Raw genomic sequence first — 17,286 nt, forward strand, 5'->3', positions numbered from 1 at the left:
GTTCATTCGCTTTGTTGCGGTACAAGGGCGCTCCAACGGGCGAGCGCCATGGCGCTTTCATTGTGGTTGCGATCAAGTGCTGTCACGGCATACATCATCCCCTCGGAACTCGACGGTGACGTATCCACCCAACACTGTTGTGTTCCCGCCCTACGCACCGTAGCGATCAGATTTTCAGGATTGTCGATCATGACTGACTGATTGCACGCGAATCTGTAAATCGCGTAGTACACGGTCCCCTCGTCATTTCCATCCACCCATCGAAGTTCAACCCCTTGCGACGCCGTGCGGCATTCCGGCTCTATGGGTGGGGCGGGGGGCTTTGTGCCTTTCCACGGCATGGAAGGAACGAGCGCCAGGGTTGGCCATATACTTTGCTTGATCACACCTGTCGCGGGCAGCACCGCCGGGGCATGGAAGAATGACGCTCGAAAAAGAACACTTCCGTGAACGCCCTCCGATGTGAGGTTCCACAGGAGTTGGTTACCGATTTCAGTCGTGCCATTTTCCACGAGCCACTGTGGTTCCGCACTGCTGGCGACTCCTACTTTATAGAGTGCCATGCCGATATATAGATGCACACTTTTGCCGCGAACGACACTTGCCCACCAGTTCGAAATAATGTCGTACTGCACTATTCTGCGCGTCAGCGGCCAATACACTTGAGGCGCGATATAGTCGAGCAGTTCATCCAATACCCACTGTCTCGTATCGGCGAACTGCTTATCGTAGGTGGGACTGCCGGCCGTGGTATCCGACCCCTCTATATCGTCTCTTTGGTTGCGCCATACTCCTGCGGGACTGACACCGAACTTGACATGTGATTTCGAGGCTCGTATTCGCCTGGAAAGCAGGGCTATCATCTCGGTGATATTATTTCTGCGCCAATCGCCCTTGTCTTGAAAGGCATTACCATACTTCGCAAAAGTGTCCGCATCATCAAGTGGCGAGTCTGGCGTTTCGTAATAGAAATAATCATCGAGGTGAACGCCATCGAGGTCGTAGTTGTCGACCACTTCCATGATGCCTTGAATAACCCAATCCCTTGCCTGTGGAACCTCTGGGTCCAGCACGAATCGCTGCGCGGCGATGCGGACCCAGTCAGGATTCGACGAGTAAACACTGACGGGCGAGGCGGGGGGCACGTTACTCAACGCCTCGACAGTGCTTTGTCTTGTATTCATGGAGACTCTGTATGGGTTGAACCATGCGTGCAGCTCCAAGTTGCGCAGGTGTGCCTGCTCGATGGCGAACTGCAATGGATCGTAACCGGGATCCTGGCCCAAAGTGCCAGTAAGATAGGCCGACCAAGGCAGTACTTGCGAACGGTAGAAGGCATCGCAAGCCGGTTTGACCTGAAAGAACACCGCATTGAGCCGCAGCTTGACTGCCTCGTCCAGCAGGTTTTTGAGTTCGTTCTTTTGTTGGTTGATGCGTGCCTGAGGATCAACAAGCGAGAGGGAGTTTTTTGATGGCCAGTCGAGATTGATTACTGTCGAGATCCATGTGCCTCGAAGATGGCGCTTGATGTTAGTCAAAGTATTACTCCCCGCAGAAAATATGATGTGTCCGGATAGGAATATAAATGAAGTAGTCAGGATTGGTTGTTCAGCGTGCTGTCAATTTTGCGGCGAGATATTGCACGATCGAAGTGTGTAACTTGGCATTGCCATATGCGTCCGGTAACAGGGTTCCTCGACTAGCTTCGCGGGTCGGTTTTTACAGTAATGCACTGAGCCCGGTGGACTAGCGCAAGCGCTGCTCAATTGTTCCAGACTCAATACGGCGGCATCGGGATGATCAGCTCTACGATCACCAATGAGAAGTCGCTCCATGGACCAATTACTGCCGTTTGCCTTGTTTGCCTTCGTCGCCTCCATCACGCCGGGCCCGACCAATATCCTCGTACTGAGCCACAGCTCACGCTACGGCCTGGCGACCACTTGGCCGATAATCCTCGGCGCTTGCGCAGCCGCCGCCATGTTGGTGCTATTGGTGGGCACCGGGCTGGGGGACGTGCTGGCCCGGCATGGCATGGTTCAAACGGCGCTGTCATGGGCCGGCATCGCCTGGCTCAGCTGGATGGCTTGGCAGATCTACAGCGCACCGGCTGAAGCCATCGACCCGGACCGACCTGTGGACGGGCCCCGACTCGGCCTGGCGGGCGCCGCCGGGTTGCAGCTGGTGAATCCCAAGACCTGGATGATGGCGTTGGCGGTGGTCAGCGTGTTCGCCGGGTCCGAGGCCGACCGTACGGCGCGGGTGCTGTGGCTGTCCCTCGCATTCTTCGCGATTTCGATCCCCTGCATGACTGCCTGGGCCTGCTTGGGGCGTGGCGCGGCGAGGTTTTGCCGTTCCGCCGTTGCGATGGGCCGCTTCAATCGGGCCATGGCGGTGTTGCTGCTGGTCTCGGCGTGGTTGACGTTGGTTGTCTAGTCGAGAGCCGCTTAGATGGCGGCCTGACGCGAAGGGGCAACGGGTTCGCTGCACGCACCCAGGCGCCGGGTGCGATTAGCCGCGAGCCCGTGCCCCAGTCTCGCAACCCCTTGCAACGCTTCGCCGGTTTCAAAAAGCGTCCGATTTCGACAGCATCGCCCAACCCTGAGCTGAGCGTGCTCACCACTTCGAACGCTCGAACGACCCCAAGGAAGGAGGTCCATCATGTCCATTCAAACTCATGTCGCCATCATCGAGGCCAAGCTGCCCGGCTGGTTGAAGCGAGCCGCGCGCCCTCATCAGACGCGCTTGAAAGCCCTCATGAAGCAGTTACAGAGCGACAGCGACGCACTCAACGCGTTGGTTGCCGACCTGCCGAAACCAGCGGTTTTCGCAACCAACCTGCTGCAAGCCGAGCCACAGATACAACGCTGGATTGCGGTAAACGGCTTTGGCACGGCTGTCGATGCGGTGCGCAGCGCAAGGGTGAGTCGCACCCACTACATCCGTGACCCCGCCCTGACGGTGGTGAAAGCCGCGATGCAAAATTTCCCGCCCGCCGATGCTGTGACAGGCAGCGACTTCGATAAGGACGGCGTGCTCTACATTCAAGGTCGCAGCCTGGAGTTCCTGGACGCCGATGAACGATCGGATACCGCGGCATTGCCCATATCACCCGCCGAATTTGCGCGTCTTTGCCGCCGGATTAACGCAGGCGGGGCTTACCGACAGGTGCTCGAAAGCAGGTTGCCGCACCTCGGCGCCGAAGTCCCCGCCATTGCGCATGTCTACATGAGCTATGCACGCAGCCGTCTCGCCTACGATGCCTATGAAGCGAAGCTGGACGGGCGCCTGGATGAAACCGGCGAGCGGATGCTGGCCCACGTTGGTGTGCACCTGGAAGAGCGACCTGCCGTGCCGCTGGCTTGCGAGGTCAAGTCCCTTGAGCTGCTGTCGGTGCCGTTGTTCGGTGCACGGGTTTACTGGGGCGTGCAAGGCAACGCCGAAGGCGTTCGGCCAGTCGTCCTGCACATGCCCCATGATGCGGTGGCGCCCCTCAAGCAATTCAAAAGCCTGCAAGCCATGTCTGCCGAGCTGATCGAACGGGTACGTAAACGCAGTTATCGCCAGAGCCTGATGCATTACTTCCCGTTGCGCTTGCAGGCCTCGTTGGGGACCGCGTTGCACGATCAGGTGGAATGGCGGGTGGATGCCCACCCTAACGTGATGCAGGAGATCTACGGCCGCATCACCGGCTGGCGCGAGGGTGAGCGGGGCGAGGACGGGACGCGGGAACGCATCCGGGTGCCGATACCAAAGGTTGCCTGGGGCCTGGGTGATCTGCGCGAGCAGCCCTGGCCCGCTTGCTATCGCGAGTGGCGCGGCCATGTATTGGCCAACGCGGCTACGCTGATGGTTCCCACCGAGGAGAAGGACTGGCAGGCGCGGATGGCGCGGTTTGCCTACTGGGAAAGCCTTGCCGAGCGTGCGTTGATGGTCACGGCCATGCTGTTCCCCTTCTACGCACCGGTTGGCATGACCGCGGCGGCGGTCGGGGGCGCGCAGATGGTGTATGAGATTTTTGAAGGCATCCAGGCGTTCAACGAAGGCCAGGCCCAGGAGGGCATCGACCATATCTTCAATGTCTTGTTCGGGATCGCCCAAGGTGCCTATCTGGGATTCGTGGGCGGGACCCTCGAGCCGATGTCCGCCCATGACGGTAGCACGCGCTTGTGGAACGGCGATGTGCGTAGTTTCCGGGCGCAAGGCGTGCCGCCGGCAGAAGCCGAACAGGACGCGTGGGGCGTCTGGCGCACACCGGAGCAGGCCTGGGTTCGAATCGACGATGACTACTTCGAAGTCCAGGGAGCCGGCGACGTGCTCGACCTGCGCTTGCCTGCCGACCATCGTGGTATCCGACCGCCCCTGAAGTGGAACCGTGCCCGTGGTTGGCAGTGGGCCCATCGCGATCCGATGCAGCAGGGCAACCTGGAGCTGCTGCGATCCTTCGCCGAAACACCCTCCGAGCTGGATGACCAGACAATCCTCTCATTGCAGCGCCAGACAGGTATCAACGAGGAACATCTACGCTATTTGCAGGTCGAGGGCCAGCCATTGCCGGCAATACTCGCCGACAGTCTGGATGACGCGAGGAACTGGCAGGACCTGAAACAGGCCGTCGCGCGACTGCGCCGCAATGAGTCGATGGGGGGCGCGCACTTTCGGATCGTCCAGACCCTTGTCGATCTTCCAGGCTGGCCGAGAGGCGCCACGCTGCGCTACGACGATGGCGTCAGGGTCTACCCCATTGGGCGTGCGGGCGACGTGCGGTTTATCCGATTGACCAGCACAGATTTGCAGAGCGATGCCTGGGCCAACTATGTGCTCTCGAATTTGGGCAGGGAAGAACAGACCGAGATACTCGGGCAACGCAGCGTCGGCCTGCGCCCAGCAGAGCGTAGTCGGCTGTTGGCGGACCGCTGGGCCGACCTGTTGGAGCGCAACGCGGCACGGGTGACCGATGGCATGCGTCGCGGTGTCGAGCTGGATCCGTTGGCCGCGCCGATCAAGCGTGCTTTTCCCGGTATGCCGGAGTCCGTCGCCAACGAGCTTGCCCGTCAAACGACGGGGGATGAACGGTTGCGCTTGGTCCAAGGGCGTGTGGCCGGGGACTTGGGTGACCAATGCGCCGAAGCGTTGCGTGAGTTGCGCCTGACCCGCGCGCTGGGCGCATTGGAACGCGGTGAAAGCACCGGCGACCGGGATCGCCTGGTCATGGGCCTGCTCGACCAGTCGCCGCTGGCAAAGGGGCGTTTGCATCTTCGCCTGTGGTCGCGGGAACTCCGGACTCCGCTTGAGCTGGAAGGAGAAGGGCCGATGAAGACCATCCGCCAGGAAGGTGAGCGATACCAGCCTTTCGATGAACAAGGTGAAGAACTGGCGGGCCCTCTGCCGTTGGAGGAAGCGCTGCTCAGGGCCATGCCCGATGACGCGCGCAAGGCGCTCGGCCTGGATATATGGGAAGCGACGAAGCTGCGCACCCGTTTGCTTGACCAGGCCTTGGATGATCGGCAGGCACTCCGTGGTTTCCTACAGATGAAGCGCATCGGTGATGACGGGCCCGGCCTGCAATCGCTCAACGGCCGCATGGGTTACCCGCTCAGCGGGCGTGGACGCCTTCCTCTATCGGCGTGGCGCAACGGCCTGGACCATCGGATCGAACAGCTTTATCCCGGTCATGCCGGTGATGCCATGGTCCAGCTTCGGCTGGATCTGAGCCAGCAGGCGAGGCGGGCGGGCACGACGCTGGAGGTGTTGGTCGACCGGCTGCAAGCCCAGTGGACGGCACTTGACCAAGAGCTGCATCACTGGGAATCCCATGGAGACGTGCATCACCCCGCCGAGAACCTGCTCGACCCGCAGGCGCGTGCCGAGCAGCGCAGGATCGTCGGCGGGGAAATCCGCCGTGCCTGGCGACGCACCCCGGTTCCGGGCCAGGAGGGGAGCGAGGTGCGGTTGAAGCTGTCGGGGCACTACCTCGGCCGATTACCGACCATCAGCGCAAATTTCGAGCAAATCGAAGAGTTGATGTTGACGAATCTGAGCCTGGATGAGGACCCATCTGATTTCCTCCGGTTGTTTCCCAACATCGATACCTTGCACCTGCGGGGCAACCAGCTGAATACGATACCCGTGGCTTCCGGCGAGTTGCGCGGGCTGCTGGAGTTGTCGATGAAAGACAATCCCTTGTTGATGACCGCCGATGTCTTCGTACCTCTGCTTGGCGGCGATTCGGCGAGCAACCTGCATATCCTGAACCTGTCGGGAGTCAGCAGTGGGGTAGGGCCGTCGATGAGTGCCGCCACGGTCGAGGCCATCGGTCGCCTCGCCGAGCTGCCTTCGCTGCAGGACCTGGTATGGGCTGATAATCTGCATTTCACTCCCGAGCAGCTGCGAGCCATCGCCGCCTTGCCGGAGCTGCGCATCTTGAACCTGTCGCGCTGTGGCCTGAGGCTCGATGAGGAAGGCAGCGCATTCCTGCGCACGGCGACCGGGCTGGAGGAGCTCGCCTTGAACGGCAACAATTGCACCCGTCTGCCAAGCCTGCCCGAGCTCAGACTGTTGCGGGACCTGGGACTGGCCAATACCGGGCTCGATACGGTGCCCCCGGCGGCCCTGGCGATGCTGTCCAATCCATCCGCCTCGCATATCACCCTCGACCTCATGAATAATCGGATCAGCAATATCCAGGATGACCTGCTGCCTCTATTGGGCGGTGAGCCAACACCTGATGTGCTGGCAATACTCCTTCAGAACAATCCGTTGCCGAGCGCCCAGATCCAAGCGCTTCGCGTCTTGCGACCGGAGGCCTTTCGCTACACAGCCGATGATTGGTTGGAGGGCTTTGACTCTTTTCGAGGCTCCCTGGAGGCGGCGCGCGATGAGCCCGGGAACAGGCGGTTCATTGACTGGTTTTCAGTCCGGATGACCAGCGATATCAACAGTGCCGACCCGGGGCTGCCGTCCAATGCTCGTTCCAGGGGAGCCGCCGTGCTCCAGCATTACACGAATTTCGAGGACATTTATGCCGAGCTTCCGAGCCGACTGACAGACTTTGATCCACAACTGGCAGCGCTGCGCAGCCGCTTGCAGCAGCGCATCCTGGACAGGGTATCGCCTGATTTGTCAGAGCTTGAAGTACACATATCCATGTTCATTACGGTACAGCGCGCCCGCCTTTTGAATGAACCCGTGCCTTTTGCCAGTTTCATGAGAATTCAATACGACTTCTGGAATTACTCGCTATCGCTCAGGCCGCTCACTGTTGCCGAGCGTGCCGCACTGATGAGCCGGGAGGCGTTCATCGACTGGCTTTGCACGGCCCAGGACATTTTCAACGATGCTGATCAAGTCGCTCGCGTAGGGGAAACCACTTGGCGGCCGTACCTTGGCCTGATGTCCCGGGATTGGACTGAAGGAGCGGCCATTTGGGAAAGCGTGGACGAGAAGCTGTCGGATGCCTTCAGCGAACCGGTGGACCCGGCCGGCTGGCCGCAAGCGCTGCTGGACAACCTCAGGCATCCGGCCGCCGATCTACCGAGTGCCTGGGAGCACGCTCCGGTGGATGGCCAGATGGTTTGGCGCCGAGCGACCCTGGAGGCCGTGAACGATGTGGAGTGGACTGCTGGCCAGCCGGTGGCACTCAATGATGATCAGTTCCGGCGCACCATGGCGATCTACCGCTCAGTGAGGACTCGGGAGATCGACACCCTGGTTCGTCGCGTGACTACCGATCTGGTCGATCCATGGTGGCCGTTGCGGCCTCAATAGCGTCCATACCCTTGCCTGAGGCCTGTCGCCTGAACACCAGGGCCTTGAGGCCACAGGCCGGATCAGCGTCTGGAAACTCCGGGGGATTGGCCAGCCGCTCTGCAAATAACAGCCCCGGCGCTTCGCGCATGACACCGTCGATGAGGAAGTCCGGGCCGGTGGCCGGATCGTTGCTGCAAGCCAGGACGGTTCCGGCAGGCGTCAACAGTTCCGGCAGGCGGCGCAGTACACGCTGATAGTCCTTGGTCAGCAGAAAGCTGCCTTTCTGGAAAGTGGGTGGATCGATGATGACAAGGTCGTACGGCCCGTTGTTGATGACCTTGCCCCAGGACTTGAACAAGTCGTGGCCGAGGAAACTGACCTGGCCCAGGTCATGGCCATTCAACCGGTGATTGTCGCGTCCACGGCTCAAGGCCGCGCGGGACATATCCAGGTTGACCACGTGGTGCGCACCGCCGGCAATGGCCGCTACCGAAAAACCGCAGGTGTAGGCGAAGAGGTTCAGCACCCGCATGCCAGAGGCATTGGCCCGCACCCAGTCGCGCCCGTAGCGCATGTCGAGGAACAGGCCGTTGTTCTGCTTCCTTCCCAGATCGATTCGGTAGCGCAGGCCGCCTTCGGTCAGGGTCCATTCATCGATCGGTTCGCCTATCAGCCACTGGGTGAGACTGTCGGGCAGGTATCGATACTGCACGGCGAGGGTATGGGCGCCGCTGTGTTGCCAGGCGGGCGAGGCGGCGAGGGCGCGCAGCATGGTGAACAAGTCATCCAGTTGCGTTGGATCGGGCTCCTTGAACAGCGAAACCAGCACCACGCCTTGCAGCCAGTCGACAGTGATTTGCTCCAGCCCTGGCCAGCAGCGCCCGCGACCGTGGAATAGGCGACGGGTTTCGTCGGGCACCGATCCCAGCGCCGTCGACAAGTGGCTCTGCAATGTTTGAAGGGCTTGAGGATTCATCAGGAAAAACGCCAGCGACTCGAAAGGCCGGCATTTTAACCACCGGCGAACCGGGTGCAATCCCTGTGGCGAGCAAGCTTGCTCGCGCTTGAGTGCGAAACGCTCACACGATTGGGGTTGCTACTAACCGCCGCTGGTCGCCAGGATGCTCGCCACCTGCTGCGGCTGGCAATTGAGATAGGCCGAACGCTTGAGCCACGCCGGGTCGGGGTACCAGGAAAACATGAATTGCCCACCCTTGAGCTTGTCGATCACCTGGCGCGCCACTTGCGGGCGTACGGCGGGGCAGCCGAGGCTGCGGCCGATGCGACCCTGGCGCGCGCTCCACAGCGGATTCACATAATCGGCGGCGTGGATCACGATCGCCCGGTCCCGGGCCAAGTCGTTGAAACCGGGTTCGAGGCCGTCCATGCGCAGGGAGTAGCCATGGGCGCCCTGGTAGCTTTCCTGGGTACGGAACAACCCGAGGCTGGACTGATAACTGCCCAGGCGATTAGAGAACTGCGTGGCGAAGTTTTCCCCGGATTTCTGCCCGTGGGCCACCAGGTCGCGCAGCACCAGCTTTTTCTGGCGCAGGTCGAAAATCCATAGCCGGCGGGCCGTGGACGGTTGCGAATAGTCGATCACCGCCAGGTGGCGGGCCTGTCCAGCGCCGTTGGCAACTGCGCACTGCATCGCACTCAGGGCACTTTTCAGCGCCTGGGGATTGAGTTCCGGCGCGGCGTGGGCGAGGCTGTTGTAAAGAGGCTGGGTCTTGGGCTTTTCGGCCAGCGCGGGGCTGCACACGACGCCCAGGCTGGTCATGACCAGGCAAAGTCGGCGCAAGTAGGCCGATACAGGCGAAAACAGCTTATGGTGGCGTTCGTTTGCGGCATCCCGTCCGGTTTCGTTTGTCTGCATGATGGCGGGTCGTACCTGTCGCAAAATTCACCGTCAACGAGACGGCCATGGATTGGAGTAAAGCAGTTGTTTAAAAAGCCCGCATGTTACCTGAGCCTTTTATTGCTCGTTGCGCCATTGGTCGCTACGGCCGATGACGGCGATCCGGGGCAGGCACAAACCACGCTGGCGCAGCTGTCGGTCAACTGCCCTGAGTTGGCTGCAAGCGTTGATTTTCCGACAGTCATGAGCTTGCAGTCCCTGTACCAGCAAAACGCAGGCCAGGCGATCTGGATGGACGATGAGCGGTTACAGGCGCTACAAATCCAATTGCAACAACTGGCGGATGATGGAATGGATCCGGCCCGCTACAGCCTACCGGGCCAGGGCGCCTATTCGAATGCGGCCTGTACCGACATCGCCATCAGCCAACGCTACCTGCAAGCCCTGCATGATTTGCGCTTCGGTTATCTGCCACAGAACCGCCTGGAGCCGATCTGGAAAGCCAATCCGCAAGCGCCGGATCGTCGATCCATGGTGCTGCACTTCGCCATCGCGGGCCTGCACAATCCGGTAGAGGCTTTCGAACTGGCTCGGCCGAGCCTGACGCTCTATCGCAACCTGCGCGAGCTTTACGTCCGGCAGCGGCAGCAACCCCTGGCGGACTGGCAATCGGTGCCCGGTGGTCCGCTTTTGCAGCCAGACAAGCGCGACGCCCGCGTCCCGGCACTCGCGCGGCGCTTGTTCAACGAAGGCTACCTGAGCGTGCCGCCACTCGATGCCGATGAGCATTACAGCCCGAGCCTCGTGGACGCGATGAAGAATTTCCAACTTGACCATTCGCTGCAAGCAGATGGGGTAGTAGGCCCCTGGACCGTCTCCGAGCTCAACATCAGCCCGGCCATGCGTCGCGAGCAGTTGCGCATCAACCTGGAGCGCATGCGTTGGTTGGCCCAGGACCTGGAGCCGGACAGCGTGCTGGTCAACGTGGCGGCGGCGCAACTGACGGTTTACCAGGGCGGCGCTCCAGTGTGGCAAACCCGCACCCAGGTGGGGCGTGCCGAACGCCAGACGCCGCTGATCAAATCGCGTATCACCCGCCTGACGCTGAACCCCACCTGGACGATCCCGCCGACCATCATGCGCGAGGACAAACTGCCCGAAATCCGTCGCGACCCGGAATTTCTCACTCGGCACAATCTCCGTGTGCTCGATCGGGACGGCTTGCCGGTGGCAGCGGAGAGTATCGACTGGGAGCACCCCGGCGATCTCATGCTGCGCCAGGATGCCGGCTCGAAGAATCCCTTGGGCAAACTGGTCGTGCGCTTTCCCAACCCGTTTTCCGTGTACCTGCACGACACGCCCAGCCAGGCTTTGTTCAGCAAAGGCCCGCGGGCCTTCAGCTCTGGCTGTGTGCGCATCGAGCAGGTCATGCACATGCGGGACTTGCTCGTAACCCCGGCCGAACGCAAGCGGACCGACACGCTGCTGGCAAGCGAGCTGACCCATGAATTCAGGCTGGCCAAGCCCGTGCCGATCCTGCTGGGCTATTGGACAGTGCAAGCGGACAGCCAGGGCCGGGCGGTGTATATCCCGGATATCTACCAACGCGATATCGCCCTGTCTGCCGCTGACCGCCGTGCGCTCTGAGCACAGGGGGCTCAGGCGCAGGCCGCTTCGCCCGTTACATGGGCCGTCTCGTCAGTTGTCGAAAAGAGCCGTTGGCCAAGGGCCTCTGCCGTTTGCAGATGTAGCTTCGGATCGAGGCTTTCCGATTCGAGCAATCTGTCGGAGCTCACGACGTGGGCGCCGCAGTAGTCGAAGATGCCGTGTTCGATTTGCGTGACCATCGCCTTGTCGTAGCCGTGGCGTTCGAAACTGCCGGCATCTGCGCCGCCGACGCCCACCAAATGAACCCGCAGCCGCTGGAGTTTCTGGACAAATGGTTGACCGGGGATGTAATCGAACGCCCAGCCGTTGGAAAATACCCGGTCGATCCATCCCTTGAGCAATGCCGGCATCGACCACCAGTAGATCGGGTACACCACGACCAATGCGTCGGCACGGTCGATCCGGGCCTGCTCGGCCAGAACATCGGCGGGCGGTGCTGCAACGCGGCGATGAACCGCACCGTCGGCGTAATCAAAGCGTGGGTCGAATCCTTCGGCCGCCAAATCGGCTATCTCGAACGTATCCGTCGGATTGGCTTGATTGATCCCGTTGCCAATGGCTTGGGCGAGGGCATGGGTCAAAGAACCCGGGTTATGGTGTGCAACAACGATAACGGCATGCATATGGATTTCCTCTGGTATCGCGCATTAACAAGCGCGTATGATCAGCTAAGTTACTGAACGTAAGTTACCGTTGGTATAGTTAACATGTCAACCCACGAAGAAAATGGGCGCCCCGGCGCTGCACCCCGGCGGCGGCTATCGCGCGCCGACAGGCAGCGGCAGCTGTTGGAAGTTGCCTGGCGCATGGTGCGCGAAGAAGGCAGCGAGGCGCTGACCCTTGGCCGCCTGGCGGAACAGGCTGGCGTGACCAAACCCATCGTCTACAACCACTTCATCACGCGATCAGGGCTACTGGCCGCGCTTTATCAGGATTTCGATGTCCGTCAGACCGCGTTGATAGGTGCCGCGATCGACGCCAGCGAGCCGGATCTGGAAAGCCGCGCGCAGGTGATTGCTGGCTCCTTTGTGGATTGCGTGCTGCTTCAGGGAAGGGACATACCGGGCGTCAGCGCGGCGCTGAGCGGCACGCCTGAACTTGAGTCCATAAAAAGGGAATGTGAACGAAGCTTCCTGGAAAAATGCCGATCGGTCCTCGAACCCTTCGCCGGAACCGGACGCCTTTCCCAAGCGAGCCTGCGGGCGATGCTGGGGGCGGCGGAGGCGTTGTCCGATGCGGCGGCCAATGCAGAGGTCAGCGCGGAGGAGGCCAAGCGGGAGTTGTTCCTGACCATCGTTGCGATGGTCGAGCGGGCTGCCGGAAATGCCTCAAACTGAACCGCTATCGCGAGCAGGCTCGCTTTCAAAGTCTTGTGAACGGAACAACCCCATGTGGGAGCGAGCCCGCTCGCGATGGCGGCAACACATTCAACCTCTCTCCAAGGATTGTCCACCAAGAAAAAACGAACCCCAGGCTCGTTTTTCGGTTCTTAACTGATGTCCCTTGATAACAGGGACATCAGGCGGGGCCGCGGTCTTGCCCACCAAACACTGCGATCAAAGGAGGCGACATGCCCAACTCCTTCCATTCGCCCTGGTGGAAGAACGCTGTGATCTACCAGGTTTATCCTCGCTCTTTTGCCGATGCCAACGGCGATGGCATTGGCGATCTTCCCGGTTTGACGGCACGTCTGGACCATCTGCAACGTCTGGGCGTCGATGCATTGTGGCTGTCGCCGGTGTACCGCTCGCCGATGTGTGACGCAGGCTACGACATCTGCGACTACACCGATGTCGATCCGCTCTTCGGCAACCTGGCCGACCTCGACGCATTGATTGCCCAGGCCCACGAACGAGGCTTGAAGGTCCTACTCGACTTCGTGCCCAACCATACGTCCGACCAGCATCCCTGGTTCCTCGAATCACGTTCCAGCCGCGACAACCCCAAGCGCGACTGGTACATCTGGCGCGACCAGCCCAACAACTGGCGGGCCTCGATCGATGGCGGCAGCGCATGGACCTGGGACGAGACCAGCCAGCAGTACTACTTGCACTTCTTTTTGCCGCAACAACCGGATCTCAATTGGCACAATCCCGAAGTCGTGGCCGCCATGCACCAAGTCCTGCACTTCTGGCTCGAGCGCGGCGTGGACGGGTTTCGCGTCGACGTGGTGCATTGCGTCGGCAAGGACCCGAGTTTCGCCGACGACCCGCGCTGCATGGCCGGTGAAACGATGGTCAAGATCAACGACCAGCCCTATAGCCATGAAGTGTTGCGAGGGTTGCGACGCCTCGTTGACAGCTATCCCGGCGAGCGGGTGCTGATCGGTGAGGTGAACATTCGCTCCACGGCGCAGGTGGCGGCCTACTACGGCGCCAGTGACGAATTGCACATGTCATTCAATTTTCCACCCCTGGACGCCCCCTGGGACCCGGTGGTGTTTCGCATGTGCATCCGCGAGGTGGAAAACGACCTTGGCCCCTTGCAGGCCTGGCCCACGTGGGTGCTGTCCAACCACGACAACAGCCGTCACCGCAGTCGCTATGGTGGCTCGTTGCGCCGGGCGAGGGCCGCGGCAGTGATGCTGCTGACGCTGCGGGGCACACCCTTCATCTACCAGGGCGAGGAATTGGGGCTGGAAGACACCCAAGTAACCGCCCAGACCCGCGTCGATCCTGGCGGACGGGACGGCAGCCGGGCACCGTTGCCGTGGACGTCCCAGGCGCCGCACGGTTGGTCGGGGCAGGCGCCGTGGCTGCCATTTGCAGCAGACGCCGGCGTGTTGTCGGTGGAGTCGCAGGAACGTGCCGCCGATTCGGTGTTGGCCCTTTATCGCCGTTTGCTCGCCTGCCGTCGCAGTAGCCTGGCGCTGCGCCTGGGCGGCTGGGAAGAACTGCCGTCCCATCCACAAGTGCTGGCCTATCGTCGCCATTGCGAAGGCGACGAGCGCCTGGTCTGCATCAACTTTGCCGACAACGAACACACCTTTCCTTTGGCCGATCCCTGGCGGGTGGAAGTCGCCAGTGATGGGGCGGACGAAGGCCAGCCGTTCAGCGGTCTTCTGGCTGCCGAGCAGGCCGTGATCCTGTGTCGATAAGGAGTGATCAATGAAAGCCAATTGGCACCGAAACACTTTGATCTATCAGATCGATCCATCCTTGTTCTACGACAGCAACGGCGATGGCCGGGGCGACCTTAAGGGCATCATTCGCCAGCTCGACTACCTTCAGGCGTTGGGCGTCGGTGCGCTCTGGCTGATGCCGCTGTATCGGTCACCGTTCAAGGACGCCGGTTATGACGTCAGCGATTTCATGGCACTGGACCCGCGCTTTGGCAGCGAAGACGACTTGCGCCAGTTGATCGTCCAGGCCGGTGAGCGCGGCATTCGAGTGATCCTTGAATTGGTGGTGCAGCACACCAGCGATCAGCACCCCTGGTTCCTTCGCGCGCGGCGGGACAAGGACAGCGTCTATCGAGATTATTATCTGTGGTCCGACACGCCGGTGGACGATGGCAACCAGCCAATCTTCCCATCGGTGGAGGACAGTATCTGGCGCTGGGACGAACAGGCCGGACAGTACTATCGACACCTGTTCTACCGCCATGAGCCGGACCTCAACCTGGCGAACCCTCGCGTGGTCGAGGAGATCGAGCGCATCATGGTCCATTGGCTCGAGCTGGGCATCGCCGGCTTTCGTCTCGATGCCGCTTCACACCTGGTGGAGCAGGCTGGCGGCGGCGATGAAGAGCAGGGCGTCTGGGTGCTCGACCGATTCTACAAATGCATGACCCGCATCAACCCCGAAGGCGTGCTGATGGGCGAAGTGGATGTCGAGCCGGAGCGCTTCAGCCACTATTTCGGTACCGGGGAACGCTTGGGCCTGGTCTTGGATTTCTGGGTCAACAATCATCTGTTCCTGGCACTGGCCCGTGGCAAGGCCGAGCCTTTGCAGCGGGCCATCATCCGGCGTCCGGCGCCACCGGATGGTGCGAATTACGCGGTCTGGCTGCGCAACCATGACGAACTCGATCTGGAGCGCTTGAGTGAGCAGGAACGCGAGGAAGTGATGCAGGCGTTCGCCCCGGAACCGGACATGCGCCTGTACGGCCGAGGCATCCGCCGGCGCCTGGCGCCGATGCTCGGCGGCGATGTCCGGCGCCAGGCCTTGGCCCAGGCATTGTTGTTGTCACTGCCCGGGACGCCGATCGTGCGCTACGGCGAAGAAATCGGCATGGGCGAGGACTTGTCCCGTCCCGAGCGCCTTTCGGTGCGCACGCCCATGCAATGGAGCGACGAGGCCAATGCCGGGTTCTCATCGGCCCAGCGCCTGGCCGCGCCGCTGATCGACGAAGGGCCGTTCGCCTATACGCGACTGAACGTGGAAGCGCAGCTGGATGACCCCGATTCGCTGCTGGCTCGCGCCCGTCGATTGCTGTTGGCGCGCAGGCGGTTGGGTGAAGTGGGCGACGGCAAGGCGCGCCTGTTGACGGTCGATCATCCAGCGGTGTTCGCCATCGCGCATGAATGCAGAGCCACCTCGGTGATGCTGGCGAATCTCGGCACCGACGCGGTCACCGTGCAGTTGCGCGAGCTGGACCTGGAGGGTTTCGAGGAAGTGCTCTCGGACAGCCCGTACCCGGCCCCGGCGCAATCGAAGCTGGCGCTGAACGGATACGGGTATCGCTGGTTCCGGCGCGGTGGCTCAGAACAGTAGCAGCACGAGCGCCAACAACCCGCCACAGGCCAACAGCAGGGCCGACACCTGTGTCGAGCTCAGGGCCAGCGCAGAGTCCCGGGAGCGGCCGTTGAAGCGCCCGCGGGTACGATGCATGGACTCCTGCGGCTCGAACAGATTGTCCGGGCGCTGATTGTCGTCATCCTCGTTGGTCATTTGCCCCGACCAGGCGTTGCGGGCCAACAGGCGATCGAGCAGCCCAGGCATCAGACACGTGCCGACAATGGCTTTGAGCGACGCCGCACCCAGCCACAATTCCCTGGGCGTGCGCTTGACCACGCTCAATATCGCCCGGGCGGCCACGTCCGGATCATGAATCGGTGGCACCGGTTGCGGGCGCTTGCCCAGCTTGTTCCGGGCCCAATCGAACTGCGGCGTGTTGACCGCCGGCAGTTGCACCATGCAGACCTTGATTTTGCTGTGCTCATGAAGCAGTTCGCAGCGCAATGAATCGGTAAAGCCACGCACCGCGAACTTGGCTCCGCAATAAGCGGCTTGCAGGGGAATCGCGCGGTAGGACAGTGCCGAGCCGACCTGGATGATCACCCCGCGATTACGTCGTCTCATCAGGTCCAGCGCTGCGAGGGTGCCGTGGACGGTGCCCAGGTAAGTCACCTTCGTGACTCGGTGGATTTCTTCGGCGCTCAACTGACGGATCGGCGAAAACACCGTGACCATTGCGCAGTTGATCCACACATCGACAGGTCCCAGTTCGCGCTCCATCCGCTGGGCCGCTTCGAAGACTGCATCGGCGTCGGCGACATCGACGCTGATCGCCAGGCACGTCGTACCCAATTGGTTCAGTTCTTCTGCGGTAGCCGCCAAGGCTTGTTCGCCCCGGGCCAGCAACCCGACGCGGTAGCCCGCCGCGGCAAACCGGTGGGCGGTCGCACGACCGACGCCGGCGGTGGATCCACTGATGACAACGACAGGTGGGTTTCGCTCATCCATTGCGTTCACATCCGATCAATAGCCTGCGCCCTCTGGCGCTGTTGGGTTCCAGTTATTGTGAAAATCCCGGCCAGCGTAGGTTCAGGATTTTTTGCGCGCGGGCTCTCAGGGTTGCACTTATATGAAGCCGTCGGTGCCCGATCGCACCATCGCAAGGCAAAGGAACAGGCGGATGTCGCCCACGGGTTTCGGGTAGCCGAGCTGACCCCTTCGCGAGCAAGCCCGCTCCCACAGGGGGCTGGCGGCGAATATGCGATTGCTGATGAGGTTTGGCACGCTCGCTGCAAGACCTTGTCCAGGCCCACCGTGAACACAATCGAGTGG

Annotated in this window: 11 protein-coding genes; 6 read left to right on the forward strand and 5 right to left on the reverse strand. The window is 61.5% G+C overall.

From position 1 onward, the window contains the following. Positions 1–2: 2 nt before the first annotated feature. The gene (locus tag DOCECA_RS11180; RefSeq protein ID WP_445571984.1) at positions 3–1,538 is read right to left on the reverse strand and encodes a family 10 glycosylhydrolase; all 1,536 of its coding nucleotides are present in this window, start codon (positions 1,536–1,538) and stop codon (positions 3–5) included. Positions 1,539–1,833: 295 nt separating this feature from the next. Here DOCECA_RS11180 and DOCECA_RS11185 point away from each other — a divergent pair, with 295 nt between their 5' ends. Both DOCECA_RS11185 and DOCECA_RS11190 read left to right on the forward strand, forming a co-directional pair. Beyond that, positions 1,834–2,436 (forward strand): LysE family translocator, encoded by a 603-nt coding sequence (locus DOCECA_RS11185; protein WP_434558842.1) that lies wholly within the window; start codon positions 1,834–1,836, stop codon positions 2,434–2,436. A gap of 225 nt (positions 2,437–2,661) precedes the next feature. After that, positions 2,662–7,767, forward strand: coding sequence for a dermonecrotic toxin domain-containing protein (locus DOCECA_RS11190; protein ID WP_445571985.1), 5,106 nt, complete (start codon positions 2,662–2,664; stop codon positions 7,765–7,767). Here the strand turns inward: DOCECA_RS11190 and DOCECA_RS11195 are convergent. Further along, on the reverse strand, positions 7,724–8,725 hold the full coding sequence (locus tag DOCECA_RS11195; RefSeq protein WP_434647419.1) for a class I SAM-dependent methyltransferase: 1,002 nt from the start codon (positions 8,723–8,725) through the stop codon (positions 7,724–7,726). The two genes, DOCECA_RS11190 and DOCECA_RS11195, sit on opposite strands and share 44 nt — an antisense overlap. A gap of 123 nt (positions 8,726–8,848) precedes the next feature. Then, positions 8,849–9,529, reverse strand: a complete 681-nt coding sequence (locus DOCECA_RS11200; protein ID WP_434564106.1) for a murein L,D-transpeptidase catalytic domain family protein — start codon at positions 9,527–9,529, stop codon at positions 8,849–8,851. Positions 9,530–9,691: 162 nt separating this feature from the next. On the opposite strand from DOCECA_RS11200, the gene DOCECA_RS11205 reads away from it, so the two are divergent. Further along, on the forward strand, positions 9,692–11,254 hold the full coding sequence (locus DOCECA_RS11205; protein ID WP_434647417.1) for a L,D-transpeptidase family protein: 1,563 nt from the start codon (positions 9,692–9,694) through the stop codon (positions 11,252–11,254). An 11-nt stretch (positions 11,255–11,265) separates the two neighbouring features. On the opposite strand, the gene DOCECA_RS11210 is transcribed toward DOCECA_RS11205, so the two are convergent. Continuing rightward, positions 11,266–11,898 (reverse strand): NAD(P)H-dependent oxidoreductase, encoded by a 633-nt coding sequence (locus DOCECA_RS11210; protein ID WP_434611488.1) that lies wholly within the window; start codon positions 11,896–11,898, stop codon positions 11,266–11,268. Positions 11,899–11,982: 84 nt separating this feature from the next. Here DOCECA_RS11210 and DOCECA_RS11215 point away from each other — a divergent pair, with 84 nt between their 5' ends. The 3 genes from DOCECA_RS11215 (at position 11,983) to DOCECA_RS11225 (ending at position 15,990) form a co-directional block, all read left to right on the forward strand. Continuing rightward, complete coding sequence (locus tag DOCECA_RS11215; RefSeq protein WP_434647414.1) at positions 11,983–12,612, forward strand: TetR/AcrR family transcriptional regulator; 630 nt, start codon at positions 11,983–11,985, stop codon at positions 12,610–12,612. Between the two features lie 233 nt (positions 12,613–12,845). Next, positions 12,846–14,372 carry an alpha-amylase family glycosyl hydrolase gene (locus DOCECA_RS11220; protein ID WP_434647411.1) on the forward strand — a complete coding sequence of 509 codons (1,527 nt, stop codon included), beginning with the start codon at positions 12,846–12,848 and terminating at the stop codon, positions 14,370–14,372. Between the two features lie 10 nt (positions 14,373–14,382). Then, positions 14,383–15,990 (forward strand): alpha-amylase family protein, encoded by a 1,608-nt coding sequence (locus tag DOCECA_RS11225; RefSeq protein ID WP_434647409.1) that lies wholly within the window; start codon positions 14,383–14,385, stop codon positions 15,988–15,990. Here the strand turns inward: DOCECA_RS11225 and DOCECA_RS11230 are convergent. Beyond that, positions 15,979–16,962, reverse strand: coding sequence for an SDR family oxidoreductase (locus tag DOCECA_RS11230; protein ID WP_434647406.1), 984 nt, complete (start codon positions 16,960–16,962; stop codon positions 15,979–15,981). The two genes, DOCECA_RS11225 and DOCECA_RS11230, sit on opposite strands and share 12 nt — an antisense overlap. Positions 16,963–17,286: the final 324 nt, after the last annotated feature.

This window comes from Pseudomonas sp. E102, from assembly GCF_052660185.1.